The 13,448-nt window shown below is 46.6% G+C and carries 13 protein-coding genes and 1 other RNA gene; 10 read left to right on the top strand and 4 right to left on the bottom strand.

All coding sequences use genetic code 11. The features are described 5' to 3' along the window. Positions 1-12: 12 nt before the first annotated feature. Both sspA and sspB read left to right on the top strand, forming a co-directional pair. Positions 13-648, top strand: coding sequence for a stringent starvation protein SspA (sspA, locus tag ACF8OV_RS08905; protein WP_005458199.1), 636 nt, complete (start codon positions 13-15; stop codon positions 646-648). Positions 649-664: 16 nt separating this feature from the next. Beyond that, positions 665-1,147: a ClpXP protease specificity-enhancing factor gene (gene sspB / locus ACF8OV_RS08900; RefSeq protein ID WP_005458208.1), complete on the top strand. Its 483-nt coding sequence runs from the start codon at positions 665-667 to the stop codon at positions 1,145-1,147. Positions 1,148-1,207: 60 nt separating this feature from the next. Here sspB and ACF8OV_RS08895 read toward each other — a convergent pair whose 3' ends face one another. Genes ACF8OV_RS08895 through ACF8OV_RS08880 form a run of 4 tightly spaced genes read right to left on the bottom strand, consistent with a single transcriptional unit; the run spans position 1,208 to position 4,657 of the window. Beyond that, positions 1,208-1,879, bottom strand: a complete 672-nt coding sequence (locus ACF8OV_RS08895; protein ID WP_024703386.1) for a BON domain-containing protein — start codon at positions 1,877-1,879, stop codon at positions 1,208-1,210. Between the two features lie 20 nt (positions 1,880-1,899). Further along, the gene (locus ACF8OV_RS08890) at positions 1,900-2,490 is read right to left on the bottom strand and encodes a phosphoheptose isomerase (RefSeq protein WP_005458175.1); all 591 of its coding nucleotides are present in this window, start codon (positions 2,488-2,490) and stop codon (positions 1,900-1,902) included. Between the two features lie 3 nt (positions 2,491-2,493). Continuing rightward, positions 2,494-2,859, bottom strand: coding sequence for a YraN family protein (locus ACF8OV_RS08885; protein ID WP_020904236.1), 366 nt, complete (start codon positions 2,857-2,859; stop codon positions 2,494-2,496). Next, entirely contained in the window at positions 2,846-4,657 is a 1,812-nt protein-coding gene (locus ACF8OV_RS08880; protein WP_317675913.1) for a penicillin-binding protein activator, read from the bottom strand. The genes ACF8OV_RS08885 and ACF8OV_RS08880 overlap by 14 nt, the downstream gene beginning before the upstream one ends. A gap of 68 nt (positions 4,658-4,725) precedes the next feature. On the opposite strand from ACF8OV_RS08880, the gene rsmI reads away from it, so the two are divergent. The 8 genes from rsmI (at position 4,726) to mraY (ending at position 13,409) form a co-directional block, all read left to right on the top strand. Next, the gene (gene rsmI, locus ACF8OV_RS08875; RefSeq protein ID WP_086584365.1) at positions 4,726-5,589 is read left to right on the top strand and encodes a 16S rRNA (cytidine(1402)-2'-O)-methyltransferase; all 864 of its coding nucleotides are present in this window, start codon (positions 4,726-4,728) and stop codon (positions 5,587-5,589) included. Between the two features lie 166 nt (positions 5,590-5,755). Further along, positions 5,756-6,185, top strand: an RNA gene (gene rnpB / locus ACF8OV_RS08870) — RNase P RNA component class A. A gap of 175 nt (positions 6,186-6,360) precedes the next feature. Then, positions 6,361-7,311, top strand: a complete 951-nt coding sequence (gene rsmH, locus ACF8OV_RS08865) for a 16S rRNA (cytosine(1402)-N(4))-methyltransferase RsmH (protein WP_005458168.1) — start codon at positions 6,361-6,363, stop codon at positions 7,309-7,311. Between the two features lie 5 nt (positions 7,312-7,316). Beyond that, positions 7,317-7,634, top strand: coding sequence for a cell division protein FtsL (ftsL, locus tag ACF8OV_RS08860; protein WP_203504976.1), 318 nt, complete (start codon positions 7,317-7,319; stop codon positions 7,632-7,634). After that, the gene (locus tag ACF8OV_RS08855; RefSeq protein WP_203504974.1) at positions 7,631-9,424 is read left to right on the top strand and encodes a penicillin-binding transpeptidase domain-containing protein; all 1,794 of its coding nucleotides are present in this window, start codon (positions 7,631-7,633) and stop codon (positions 9,422-9,424) included. The genes ftsL and ACF8OV_RS08855 overlap by 4 nt, the downstream gene beginning before the upstream one ends. Before the next feature lie 60 nt (positions 9,425-9,484). Then, positions 9,485-10,966: a UDP-N-acetylmuramoyl-L-alanyl-D-glutamate--2,6-diaminopimelate ligase gene (murE, locus tag ACF8OV_RS08850; RefSeq protein WP_203504972.1), complete on the top strand. Its 1,482-nt coding sequence runs from the start codon at positions 9,485-9,487 to the stop codon at positions 10,964-10,966. Beyond that, complete coding sequence (murF, locus tag ACF8OV_RS08845) at positions 10,963-12,327, top strand: UDP-N-acetylmuramoyl-tripeptide--D-alanyl-D-alanine ligase (protein ID WP_203504970.1); 1,365 nt, start codon at positions 10,963-10,965, stop codon at positions 12,325-12,327. The genes murE and murF overlap by 4 nt, the downstream gene beginning before the upstream one ends. Further along, the gene (gene mraY, locus ACF8OV_RS08840; protein ID WP_005458164.1) at positions 12,327-13,409 is read left to right on the top strand and encodes a phospho-N-acetylmuramoyl-pentapeptide-transferase; all 1,083 of its coding nucleotides are present in this window, start codon (positions 12,327-12,329) and stop codon (positions 13,407-13,409) included. The genes murF and mraY overlap by 1 nt, the downstream gene beginning before the upstream one ends. Positions 13,410-13,448: the final 39 nt, after the last annotated feature.

Below are 13,448 nucleotides of genomic sequence, written 5' to 3'. Positions count from 1 at the left end.
CTGGAGGGCTCCATGGCTGTAGCTGCCAATAAACGTTCTGTGATGACTCTTTTCTCAAGTGCATCAGATTTGTATAGCCATCAGGTTCGCATCGTACTAGCTGAAAAAGGCGTAAGTGTTGAAGTTGAGCTTGTTGATGAAGCTAATCTTCCTGCTGAGCTTGTTGAGCTAAACCCATATAAATCAGTGCCAACTCTTGTTGACCGTGAGCTAGCTCTTTACGATTCAAAAATCATCATGGAGTACTTGGACGAGCGTTTCCCTCATCCACCTCTAATGCCGGTTTACCCAGTTGCTCGTGGTAACAGCCGTTTGATGATGTACCGTATTGAACGTAACTGGTACTCACTAGCTGAAAAAATTGTTAAAGGTAATGCAGAAGAGTCAGAAAAAGCGCGTACGAAACTTCGTAACGATCTACTGACTCTAGCGCCAATTTTTGCTGAATACGAATACTTCATGAGTGAAGAATTCAGCCTAATCGATTGTTACCTAGCTCCACTATTGTGGCGTCTACCTCAACTTGGTATTGACCTAGTTGGCCCAGGCTCAAAAGAAATCAAGGTATACATGAACCGCGTATTTGAGCGTGATTCATTCCTTGCTTCTTTAACTGAAGCTGAACGTGAAATGCGTCTAGTTCGCTAAGCGATTTAGAGACGTTATGGATATTGCAAAAATGACTGCTCGCCGTCCGTATATGCTTCGCGCATTTTACGATTGGCTAGTAGACAATGACTTAACTCCCCACTTGGTTGTTGATGCAACTATGCCGGGTGTGCGTGTGCCTGTTGAGTTTGTTCAAGATGGTCAGATTATCTTGAATATTGCTCCTCGTGCCGTTGGTAACTTAGAGTTGGGTAATGATGCGATTACCTTCCATGCTCGTTTTAGTGGCCGACCACACTCAGTGATCGTGCCAGTGTATGCGGTTCAAGCGATTTATGCTCGTGAAAACGGTGCTGGAACAATGTTTGAACCAGAAGAAGCGTACACGCACATCGAAGAAGAAACGATTGAAGAAGAAGATTTGTCACCATCTTTTAAGGCGGTGACGGAAGAAACTTCTGAGGAGATTGGTGCAGAATCCCAAGAGGAAGAAGCTCCTCGTCCTAAAGGTCGACCAAGCTTAAGAGTGATTAAGTAAATAAAAAGCAGCGTTAACGCTGCTTTTTTTATACTTCGGTTTCAAGTTTTTCAATATCGTTTAGTCACTAATGGTAAACGTCTCGACATCTGGATCACTATCATCTTGTGTCTGTGTCTGTGTCTGTGTTGTCACACCGTCGCTAGGTAAATCGACTTTAACTGGTTCTGCGTCTCCGTATTGGAACCCTTTGATCACCTGTTTTACGCCAGAGATATTGCGCGAAATCTCCGTCGCGCGTTCACCTTGCTGAGCGGTTACATAACCAAACAAAAATACGTCACCATCCTCTGTAATGACTTTGACTTTCACGCCATTGAGGTCCGAGTCGGTTAATAGAGCCGATTTTACCTTGGTTGTGATCCAGCTGTCGTTGCTGATTTGCGTCACGCTCAATGGCTCTTTAGCCTTAATTTGGTTATGAATGGTTTTGACGCCATCAATGGCTCTAGCTCGTTGCTCAATTTGATTAATCAAATCTTGAGTTGGAGCTTGGCCCATTAAAACAACCGTACCATTGTACGAGCTCGCAACAACTCGTACATGCCCTTTAAATGGTTCTTTATTACCGATCGCTGCGACTTCAAATTCAATATTGTTGTCTTGCCAGATCTGCTTCGTGGTGCGAGTATCTGTCACAATATTTGCCGTGGTGGCAGCTCCAGCAATGAACAGTCCCGCACATCCGCTCAAGCTTAAGATGGTACATAAAATGATAAGGCTACGTATCATAATGCTGATTCTCAAATCTGTTATTCTTCGTGAGCAGGGAAAAGTACTTGGTCAATCAAATCGCATAAGCAGTGAAGAGTGACCATATGCACTTCGTGAATGCGAGCCGTGCGATGGGATGGAATACGAATTTCTACATCGTTTTCGCCCAGTAATCCTGCCATCTCACCACCATCTTTACCTGTTAGGGCGATAATGGTCATGTCGCGAGTTACGGCGGCTTCCATCGCTTTGATGATGTTTTTGCTGTTGCCACTGGTAGAAAGCGCCAGAAGAATATCGCCTGGTTGGCCAAATGCACGAACTTGCTTAGAGAAAATCTCTTGATAGTGGTAGTCGTTTGCAACTGCCGTTAGTGTGGTGTTGTCCGCAGTCAGCGCCATAGCGGGAAGGCTAGGGCGCTCGGTCTCAAAGCGATTTAAAAGACAAGAAACAAACTGTTGTGCATTTGAGGCGCTGCCACCGTTGCCGCAGCAAAGAATTTTGTTGCCATTCAGCAAGCTCGAAACCATGGCTTGAGCGGCGTGCGTGATCGCATCAGGCAGAGCTTCTGCGGCTGCGATTTGAATTTGAATACTTTCTGTAAAGCTATCTTTAATGCTGTCTAGCATCGCTTATCCTTCAGATATTGCATTTTGTATCCAGTTGATGTCGCGACCACTGTCATGAATGGCGATGACATCGAACCGATAATCTATGGTGTTCATTGTGCGTTGTTGGCTGAGCCAAACTTGTGCTGTTTTGATCAGTTTGCGCATTTTAGCGTTTGTGACCATTTCAGCCGCTGAGCCAAAATGATCGTTCTTACGATATTTGACTTCAACAAAGACGATAGTTTCACCTTGTTGGAAGATTAAATCAATTTCGCCGAACTTTGTCAGATAATTTTGATCTAAAAAACGCAAACCCTGACGCTGCAGATACTGCTTCGCCAGGGTCTCGTACTGATTACCTATTTGACGCTTACTAAAGAGCCCCACGCTCAGCCCAGCTCAATTCGCGTTGTACAACACAGTTGTTGTCAATGCTTAACGTACCAGTTTGGCCGCTTACTGAGTAACCTGGTACCACTTTCATTTGTGGCAATTCACCGATCAGTTTGTAGGCATCCATCCCTAGAGCTTTTAAGCGTTTTTCCATGTTGGATTGATCTGCCCATAGCTCATTCATTTCAGCGGTCACGATTGGGTCTGGGTTTACTAACAGCGGAATGTCACTGTAGATAATGCCTGTTAAGTCTTCGTACGTCGCACCACCGCTGTTGCTACGAGAGTTCGAGAACAATTTTGGTGGCTTCGCATCTGGGTTAATTGCGACCTCAATGAATGGTTTGATAAGTGTTAGTTCAGAGCTACGAGCGACAATGTAAACTGCGTCCACATCACGACGACTGCGTGGCTGTGTTTCCAACTTAATGCGCATGAGCGATTGCATCTGTGCGATACGCTGTCTGCTCTCTTGTAATCCAAAGACGTCGTTAATGTCTTTTTGTAGCTGGCGCTTATCACCAAAGTAGCTTGTTGCGACTTTGTTTGAGCTGTACTTGCTCCATTCTTCATTGAAAGCTTGCACAACACGCTCACCGTAGCTGCCTTTTGGCGCTAGGATCAGCGGGAAGCTATAGCCTTCGCTAAACAAGTATTTTGCAGCTTGAGCCACTTCTTGCTCTGGTGACAACGCTAGGTAGCAAATGTCGGTACCTGGCTGAACATCTTCAGGAATATTCAGTGCCAGTGCAGGAATGGCTGGACTGTTTGCTGAACCATCCATTGTGGTTTGCAATAGTTCGACATTTTCTTTTTGCAGCGGGCCGACAACAAAATCGATGTTTTCGTTGATAAGACGTTGTTTCACTTCATCAGCGCTGTACGCATTCGTATCAATGACGGTAAGCGTTGCGCTTGGATCTCGGTTTCTATCATTCATCATCGCGAACACAAAACCATCGCGGATCAATTGTGCCTGAGGCGCAAACTTACCTGTTAATGGTAACAACAATGCTGTGTTATTTGGTTTTACGATATCAAGTGACAGAATGTTTTGAATTTCTTCTGGCGTATAGATTGCCGCTGGGTGTGACGGGTTCTCGTTCAACCAACGCTCAAGGGTATTTTTTAACTGAGACAGATTGCCGGAGAGCGTTTTTGCGTAAACTGCTAATTGCAACCATCCATCTAACACGTCTTCGCTGGGTTCAGTTTGTAGTGAAGTCAGTTCATATTCAGAGTAACTGCCAAAGTTCATCCAAATTCGGCTTGAGATTTCGCGTTGCTCTGCTGATGACGCGTATTGACTAAACGCTACCAGTTGGCGGTTGGCTTCAAACGGCTGATTTAGGCTTTGGTAAGCGTCGGCACGTAGAGAGTAGTAATCTTTCCACTGCTCATTTGGTAGTTTCCACCAAGGCTTAAAGTTGAGAAGTTGCAACAACTGAGAGTAATCGCCTTGCTTTTGCTGTATGGTCGCACGCGCCAGTTGCCACTCCGCCTGTTGAACTTCTGTCAATTGTTGGCGAGCCAGACGTTTTATCAGAAGGTCTGCTTGATCCAATTGGTTCGCTTGGATTGCGGCTTTGATTGCCATGATCAACCAGTCGTTTTGTAAGCTGCCTTCCGTGCTATCAGCTTGAATCATGTAGTTCTGTACCGACTGGGTAGGCTCAAGTGTGACATCTACGCCATCAGGCTGTCTCGGGCCTGAAGAACAGGCGGCGAGCGTAATTGCTAGTGCAACAGGAGTGAGTATGCGTGGTACACTGAGTCTCTTATGGTTAATCATTGCCGTGAGTTCTCTATAATTTTGTACAAAATTGTCTCTATATTAATCGTTGAAGTGATGGTAAACAAATGACAGATAAAAATAAGTTGCCGAATGAGGGGCCAACTCTCTACATCGTACCGACTCCAATCGGAAATTTAGCGGATATCACACAACGTGCTATCGAAGTTCTGTCGAACGTGGACATCATCGCAGCAGAGGATACCCGACATACGGGTAAATTACTGTCTCACTTCAATATCCAAACCAAAACTTTTGCGTTGCATGATCACAATGAGCAACAAAAAGCACAGGTTTTGGTCGAAAAGCTATTGTCAGGTCAGTCTATTGCCTTAGTGTCTGACGCAGGTACACCACTAATCAGCGATCCAGGATACCATCTGGTGACAAAATGTCGTCAAGCGGGCGTAAGAGTTGTGCCTCTTCCTGGTGCGTGTGCAGTTATCACTGCGTTAAGCGCGTCGGGATTGCCGTCAGATCGCTTTAGTTTTGAAGGCTTTCTACCGCCAAAAAGTAAAGGCCGTAAAGATAAATTCTTAGAGATTTCATCGGTAGAGCGCACATGCATTTTTTACGAGTCACCACACCGAATTTTAGACTCGTTACAAGATATGTTAGACGTTCTTGGCTCTGAGCGAGAAGTCGTTCTAGCAAGAGAACTCACTAAAACATTTGAAACCATCCAAGGCATGCCTTTGGGTGAACTCATTGAGTGGATGAAAAGTGACGATAACCAGCAACGTGGTGAAATGGTGCTTTTGATTCATGGTCATCGTGAAACATCGGATGAGGCATTGCCCGATGAGGCTTTGCGTACTTTGGGTATTCTGACGAAAGAACTGCCTTTGAAGAAAGCGGCAGCGTTGGTGGCAGAAATCCACAATCTGAAGAAGAACGCTCTATACAAATGGGGTTTAGAAAACTTAGATTAAGGGCTGTTTAGATTGCATATTGCAAAGGGTTGATGTGAAAGCATCGACCCTTTTTTATTGTTTACCTTTTGCGTTTTGACTAAAAACTCATCACTCGGTGCATTCATTTCATCATATCTGTGATCTAACTAGACTCTGAAGTGAGAACTCTATACAATCCGCCCTCGGAGCTGACTGGGTAGTCGCTGCTTTGTTGATGTCCTTCGGGAGACTGACGTTGAGGTCCTTCGGGAAACTGACGTTGACGTCCTTCGGGAGACTGACAAAGGGGAGGAAAGTCCGGGCTTCATAGAGCAAGGTGCCAGGTAACGCCTGGGGGGCGCAAGCCTACGACAAGTGCAGCAGAGAGAAGACCGCCGATGACCCGCAAGGGAACAGGTAAGGGTGAAAGGGTGCGGTAAGAGCGCACCGGACGACTAGTAATAGTTCGTAGCAGGGTAAACTCCACCTGAAGCAAGACCAAATAGGCCTCCACATTGCGTTGCTCGCGTAAGGAGGCGGGTAGGTTGCTCGAGCCAGTGAGTGATTGCTGGCCTAGACGAATGGCTACCGCCGCGCAAGCGGAACAGAACCCGGCTTATGTGTCGGCTCCACCTATTCGAGACCCATCTCTACTTCGGTAGCGATGGGTTTTTTGCATTTAATTGACGCAAACTATGTCATTACCAATAAACTTGGCGTAAATCACGTCTAACTTTAGACTTGTGGTGGCGATGATGTAGGAAATCAGTACACTAAAGAATCGCTTCAAGATCATTCAACGAGAAAGCTATGACCGAAACCTTCCAACATATTTCCGTGTTATTAAATGAATCCATTGATGGCTTGGCTATCAAACCAGATGGTATCTACATTGATGGAACATTTGGCCGAGGCGGTCACAGCCGTACAATTTTATCCAAACTTGGCCCAAATGGCCGACTGTACAGTATTGACCGTGACCCTCAAGCGATTGCGGAAGCAGGCAAAATTGACGACCCTCGTTTTACCATTATTCATGGCCCGTTTTCTGGCATGGCTCAATACGCAGAAGAGTATGACCTAGTTGGTAAAGTAGACGGTGTGTTATTGGATCTTGGTGTGTCTTCGCCTCAGCTGGATGACGCAGAGCGTGGTTTCAGCTTTATGAAAGATGGCCCGCTAGATATGCGCATGGACCCAACTTCAGGCATCCCGGTTTCTCAATGGTTGATGGAAGCGGATCTGGATGACATCACTTGGGTGATTCGTGAATTCGGTGAAGACAAACACGCTCGTCGTATTGCTCGTGCGATTGTGGAATACCGTGAAAACGAAGAGAACGAGCCAATGGTTCGTACTGGTCAGTTGGCAAAACTGATCTCTGAAGCAGCACCAAAAAGTTTTAAAGAGAAAAAGCACCCAGCGACGCGTGCTTTCCAAGCGTTCCGTATTTACATCAACAGTGAGCTAGAAGAAATTGATACTGCACTGAAAGGCGCGGCTCGTATTTTAGCTCCTGAAGGTCGTTTATCTGTCATCAGTTTCCATTCGTTGGAAGACCGCATGGTAAAACGCTTTATCCGCAAAGAAAGTAAAGGTCCTGAGGTTCCACATGGGATTCCTTTGACGGAAGCGCAAATCAAAGAGCTTGGCAGCGCAAACATGAAAACTGTTGGCAAAGCGATAAAACCGAGCAAACAAGAAATTGACATGAACCCTCGTTCGCGCAGTTCTGTGCTAAGAATTGCTGAAAAGCTTTAATTATTATGACGAAACCCACTCCTAACCTTGCTAAGTTGATCGCCACGGATTTAATTACCGTTGGTCGCTGGTCATTACTATTGTTGCTATTGATCATGGCATCAGCAATGGGAGTGGTATTTGCTACCCACCATGCGCGTCAAGCGATCACTGAAAAAGATCACACTCTGGTTGAGCGCGAGCGATTAGATAGCGAATGGCGCAACCTGATGTTGGAAGAAACCGCCTTAGCAGAACACAGTCGAGTGCAAGATCTTGCGAAAAAGGCTCTTGAAATGAAACGACCTGACGGCGATAAAGAAGTGGTTATCACGCTAAAATGATAAGAAAGAAAACCAACGCTAAACAAGGAAATAAGCGTAAGTCTTCTGCGAAACCCAAAGCCGCAGTAAACGACACCAAAACCGCACCGAAAGCAGTGAAAGTAGAAGTAGAGTCATCATTTTTGATTCGCTGGCGCTTCCACTTATTGCTGTTTTTTGTTTTCTGCGCCTTTGCGCTTCTTGTCGCTCGTGTGGCCTACATTCAAATCATCGAGCCGGATAATCTCATTAAGCAGGGCGATCTACGTTCGATTCGTGTTAAGTCTATCCCGTCTGCACGAGGCATTATTTCTGATCGCAATGGTGAACCTTTAGCGGTGAGTGTGCCTGTTGAAGCGGTTTGGGCCGATCCAGCCACCATTTTTAAAGAAAATGCGCTAAGTCAGAAACAAAACTGGTATGCCTTAGCAGACGTGTTAGGTGTGGATCGCCAAGGCCTGATTGACAAAATCAAGCGCAACGAAAAGCGTCGCTTTATTTACCTGCAGCGTCAGGTGAGCCCAGCAATGGCAAACTACATTCGTGAACTGAAGCTACCTGGTATTGGTCTTAAGTCGGAGTCTCGTCGTTATTACCCGGCTGGCGAAGTCAGTGCGCACCTTGTCGGTGTGACAGGCATTGACGGTCATGGCCTAGAGGGGGTTGAGCGCAGCTATGATGAATGGTTAACCGGTGAAGAAGGTAAAAAGACCATTCGTAAAGACCGCTATGGCCGTGTCGTTGAAAACATCGCTTGGCAAGACAAACAAGAAGGCAAGTCGTTGCAGCTGACCATTGATCAGCGTTTGCAGGCTATCGCTTACCGCGCCATCAAACAGGCGGTTGCCGATCACCGTGCAACCTCTGGCTCCGTGGTGATGCTGGATGTAAAAACGGGTGCCGTTTTGGCGATGGTTAATGCTCCGTCATACAACCCAAATAACCGCACGGATTGGCAAAGTTATAAGATGCGTAACCGTGTGATCACGGACTCAATGGAGCCAGGCTCGACCATTAAGCCTTTCGTTATTTTAGCCGCCTTAGAAAATGGAGTGGCGGATAAAGATACTATCGTTGATACCGGTAATGGCGTGCTTCGATTGGGCGGTAGCCGAGTCAGGGACGTTTCGTGGGTAGGCAAAGCTAGCCTGTCTATGATTCTGAAAAAATCAAGTAACATCGGTGTGACCAAACTTGCGATGCAAATGCCTGTTGAGGCGCTGCTTGGCTTGTACAGTTCGGTGGGTTTTGGGGAACTTTCTGGTTTGAACTTAGTTGGCGAAGTGACTGGTATCTTCCCAACTCGAACGCGTTGGTCTCCCATTGAACGTGCAACCATTGCGTTTGGTTATGGTCTGTCTATCACGCCGATTCAGCTTGCACATGCGTATGCAACGTTAGGGAACCTTGGCAAGTACGAGCCGATTCATATTATCGAGAGTAATGACCGTGATATGTCACGTCAGGTAGTAAGCAAGGAAAATGCGCGTCTTGTGCTTGATATGCTTGAGACCGTAACTCAAAAAGGCGGTTCGGCTCGTCGTGCAGCCGTTCCGGGGTATCGAGTTGGTGCTAAAACGGGTACGTCTCGAAAAGCATCGGCGGGTGGCTATAGTGATGAATACATCACTTATACCGCAGGTCTAGCACCTGTGAGCGACCCACGAATTGCGTTGGTGGTAATTGTGAATGAGCCGCAAGGTGATGATTACTACGGTGGTTCGGTCGCGTCCCCTGTCTTTTCTGAAATTATGAAAGGTGCACTGCAAATCCTGAACGTCGCACCTGATGAAAACAAATTCCAGCAGTAGGCGATGTAGCCTGCTGCAAAGCACTTTAAGAAAACCTGAGCCAAAGCTCGGAGAACAATTATGACTAAAGCCATCAGTATGGACGCGCTGCTTTCCCCTTGGGTGGATTGCCCTAGTTTGGCGTCCGTTCTCGTTTCAGAACTAGAACTTGATAGTCGCAAAGTTCAACCAGGTACAACCTTTGTCGCTATTGTCGGCCATGTCGTAGATGGACGTAAGTTCATTGCCTCTGCGATTGAAAAAGGTGCCAATGCGGTGATTGCCCAGGCTTGTGATGTGAAAGCGCATGGTACAATCGACATCATCGATGATATTCCGGTGGTTTATCTCGATGCGCTTGATAAATGTTTATCTGAAATTGCCGGCCAGTTGTACACCTATCCTGATATGAAGTTGATTGGTGTGACAGGTACAAACGGTAAAACTACCATCACCCAGCTTATCGCGCAGTGGATTGGATTAGTTGGCTCAAAAGCAGCAGTGATGGGCACCACAGGTAATGGTTTCTTAGATGATTTAAAAGAAGCGGCGAACACCACAGGAAACGCAGTGGAAATCCAGCATACGCTGGCTTCTTTGGCCGAACAACAAGCGCAATATACGGCGTTAGAAGTGTCTTCTCATGGCTTGATCCAAGGCCGCGTTAAATCCCTTTCCTTTGCTGCTGGCGTATTTACCAACTTGAGCCGAGACCATCTTGATTATCACGGTACGATGGAAGAGTACGCCAACGCCAAACTAACGCTGTTTACCCAGCATCAATGTGATCAAGCAATCATCAATGTTGATGACGAAGTTGGCGCTGCGTGGGCGAAACAACTGACGAATGCGATTGCCGTTTCTCTTGCTCCTACAACTGAGTTTAAACACGCGCTATGGGCGAGCCAAGTGGCTTATGCTGAATCCGGTATTACGATTCGTTTTGATGGTCAGTTTGGCGAAGGTACGCTGCATGCGCCGTTGATTGGTGAATTCAACGCAGCCAACTTAATGCTGGCATTTGCGACCTTATTGAGCCTTGGTTTTGATAAGAACGATTTGCTAGTGACGGCTGCTCAATTGCAGCCGGTGTTAGGCCGAATGGAGCTATTCCAAGCTGAAAATCGCGCCAAAGTTGTGGTCGATTACGCTCACACGCCTGATGCGCTTGAAAAAGCATTACAAGCACTGCGCGTGCATTGTGACGGACAGCTTTGGGCTATTTTCGGTTGTGGTGGCGATCGCGATGCGGGTAAGCGTCCGATGATGGCAGAAATCGCTGAGCGTTTGGGTGACAAAGTCGTCTTGACCGATGATAACCCGCGCAGTGAAGACCCTGTATTCATCGTCAAAGATATGCTTGCTGGCCTATCCAAACCAGCAGAAGCGATTGTCCAGCATGATCGCTTTAAAGCGCTTTCTTACGCGTTAGAAAACGCTGCGCCTCAAGACATTATCTTGCTGGCAGGTAAGGGCCACGAAGACTACCAAATTCGTAACGGCGAAACGATTCATTATTCCGACCGCGAATCCGCAATGCAGCTTTTAGGATTGTCCTCATGATCAAGGTTACTTTATCTCAAATTGCAGAAATCACTGGCGGAGCGTTATTCGGTAACGATCTGACTATCGACGCAGTGTCCACTGACACGCGAACGATCGCCAATGGTGCGCTGTTTGTTGCGCTTGTCGGTGAACGATTCGATGCCCATAATTTTTGTCAGCAAGCATTTGAAGCGGGGGCTGGTGCCTTATTGGTTGAAAAGCGTCTTGATGTGAATGCGCCGCAAGTCGTGGTATCGGATACCAAAATCGCACTGGGCGAGTTAGCTTCTTGGGTGCACCATTCTTGCCAAACGCCTACCGTTGCGATAACTGGCAGTTGTGGAAAGACTACTGTGAAAGAGATGGTTGCCAGCATTCTTCAGCAAAAAGGCAACGTGTTGTTCACGGCAGGTAACTTCAATAATGATATTGGTGTTCCGCTGACCTTGCTGCGTTCTCAGCAAGATGACGATTACGCGGTGATTGAGCTAGGCGCAAACCATATTGGTGAAATTGCTTACACTACCCAGCTTGTGAAACCGGATATCGCGCTGGTAAACAATGTTGCGGCGGCGCATTTGGAAGGCTTTGGTTCTATTGAGGGTGTAAAGCAAGCCAAAGGTGAAATCTATCAAGGGTTACAGGCTGGTGGCATTGCCATCGTCAATCTCGATAGTAACGGTGACGCGCTGTGGCAATCGGTTCTTGCAGATAAAAAAGTGATCACTTTCTCGCATAATAATTCGCAAGCGGACTTTTACGCATCGAACGTGACAATGAATGAGGAAGGTAAAGCGAGCTTTACTTTGCATATTTCATCAGATTCGCGAGAAATTGAACTGTCACTTGGTATTATTGGTCAACATAACGTTGCAAATGCCATTGCGGCCTCAATCATTGCGCTACACATGGGGGCAACCGTTGAAGAGATTCAGTTTGGTCTTTTAAACCTTAACAAAGTAAAAGGCCGAGTGGATGTGGAGCAACTCAGCTCGATGATCAAGTTGATCGATGACAGCTACAATGCAAGCGTACCTGCGATGAAAGCGGCGGTTGATTTGCTTGGGGCGTTTCGCGGTCAGCGCTGGTTGATTTTAGGCAATATGGCGGAATTGGGTGAGGAAAGTCTTGCACTTCACCGTCAAGTCGGGGAACATGCTGCCCCACAAAAATTTGAACATGTTCTCACATATGGTGCAGACGCAAAGATCATTAGCGAGCTTTGCCATGGCATTCACTTTGAGACACATCAAGAGATGATTGACTACATCAAGCAGCATCTAGACCAAACCGTTTCTGACCAACACACTATTTTGGTTAAAGGCGCGAACGGTGCACGTATGTTTGAAGTCGCTGCTGCTTTGAAGGAGTATTTTTAATGATTATTTGGCTTGCCGAGCTGCTACAGCCATACCTGTCTTTTTTCCGATTGTTTGAATACCTGTCTTTTCGAGCAATTCTCAGTGTACTTACTGCCCTAGGTCTTTCTCTTTGGATGGGACCTATCATGATCAAGCGTTTGCAAATGCTTCAAATTGGTCAGGTCGTGCGTAACGAAGGCCCTGAGTCTCACTTTAGCAAGCGTGGTACTCCTACTATGGGCGGTATCATGATTTTGGCGGCTATTTCGATCACGATTCTATTGTGGACTGATTTATCCAACCCTTATGTTTGGGCGGTACTGACGGTATTGCTAGGTTATGGCGCCGTTGGCTTTGTCGATGATTATCGTAAAGTGGTGCGTAAAAACACCGATGGTTTGATCGCGCGTTGGAAGTATTTCTGGCAGTCTTTGATCGCATTTGTTGTGGCATTTGCTCTATACGCTTATGGTAAAGACACAGCAGCGACGCAGCTTGTCGTGCCATTCTTTAAAGACGTGATGCCACAGCTTGGTCTGATGTACATCATTCTGACTTACTTCGTGATTGTTGGCACCAGTAATGCGGTAAACCTCACTGATGGCTTAGATGGTTTGGCTATCATGCCGACGGTACTGGTTGCTGCAGGCTTTGCCGTTATCGCTTGGGCTACTGGTAACGTTAACTTTTCTGAATATCTGCACATCCCATATCTACCACACGCCTCTGAGCTTGTTGTGGTATGTACGGCGATTGTGGGCGCGGGTCTTGGGTTCTTATGGTTCAACACCTATCCAGCACAAGTATTTATGGGTGACGTAGGCTCTCTTGCGCTAGGTGGTGCACTAGGCACTATTGCTGTTTTGGTTCGTCAAGAATTAGTGCTGGTTATCATGGGCGGTGTGTTTGTAATGGAAACACTGTCTGTAATCCTCCAAGTCGGTTCATACAAGCTGCGCGGTCAACGCATTTTCCGCATGGCACCAATTCATCACCACTACGAATTAAAAGGTTGGCCAGAACCTCGTGTAATCGTGCGATTCTGGATAATTTCTATGGTTCTTGTTCTGATTGGTCTTGCGACATTGAAAGTGCGTTAAACGCACTTTCCAAGAACAAGCAATACAGTGTGATCACAT

The sequence above is a fragment of the Vibrio sp. GLN_1 genome, assembly GCF_043106015.1.
Lineage (GTDB): Bacteria > Pseudomonadota > Gammaproteobacteria > Enterobacterales > Vibrionaceae > Vibrio > Vibrio parahaemolyticus.
This window is presented reverse-complemented; position numbering and strand designations above follow the sequence as displayed.

What these genes read in the sequence shown, in the direction of transcription:
- ACF8OV_RS08895 (WP_024703386.1), bottom strand. Translation starts at nt 1,879, where the DNA reads ATGATACGTAGCCTTATCATTTTATGTACCATCTTAAGCTTGAGCGGA.
- ACF8OV_RS08890 (WP_005458175.1), bottom strand. Translation starts at nt 2,490, where the DNA reads ATGCTAGACAGCATTAAAGATAGCTTTACAGAAAGTATTCAAATTCAA.
- ACF8OV_RS08880 (WP_317675913.1), bottom strand. Translation starts at nt 4,657, where the DNA reads ATGATTAACCATAAGAGACTCAGTGTACCACGCATACTCACTCCTGTT.
- murE (WP_203504972.1), top strand. Translation starts at nt 9,485, where the DNA reads ATGACTAAAGCCATCAGTATGGACGCGCTGCTTTCCCCTTGGGTGGAT.
- ACF8OV_RS08855 (WP_203504974.1), top strand. Translation starts at nt 7,631, where the DNA reads ATGATAAGAAAGAAAACCAACGCTAAACAAGGAAATAAGCGTAAGTCT.
- sspB (WP_005458208.1), top strand. Translation starts at nt 665, where the DNA reads ATGGATATTGCAAAAATGACTGCTCGCCGTCCGTATATGCTTCGCGCA.
- rsmH (WP_005458168.1), top strand. Translation starts at nt 6,361, where the DNA reads ATGACCGAAACCTTCCAACATATTTCCGTGTTATTAAATGAATCCATT.
- mraY (WP_005458164.1), top strand. Translation starts at nt 12,327, where the DNA reads ATGATTATTTGGCTTGCCGAGCTGCTACAGCCATACCTGTCTTTTTTC.
- ftsL (WP_203504976.1), top strand. Translation starts at nt 7,317, where the DNA reads ATGACGAAACCCACTCCTAACCTTGCTAAGTTGATCGCCACGGATTTA.
- sspA (WP_005458199.1), top strand. Translation starts at nt 13, where the DNA reads ATGGCTGTAGCTGCCAATAAACGTTCTGTGATGACTCTTTTCTCAAGT.
- rsmI (WP_086584365.1), top strand. Translation starts at nt 4,726, where the DNA reads ATGACAGATAAAAATAAGTTGCCGAATGAGGGGCCAACTCTCTACATC.
- murF (WP_203504970.1), top strand. Translation starts at nt 10,963, where the DNA reads ATGATCAAGGTTACTTTATCTCAAATTGCAGAAATCACTGGCGGAGCG.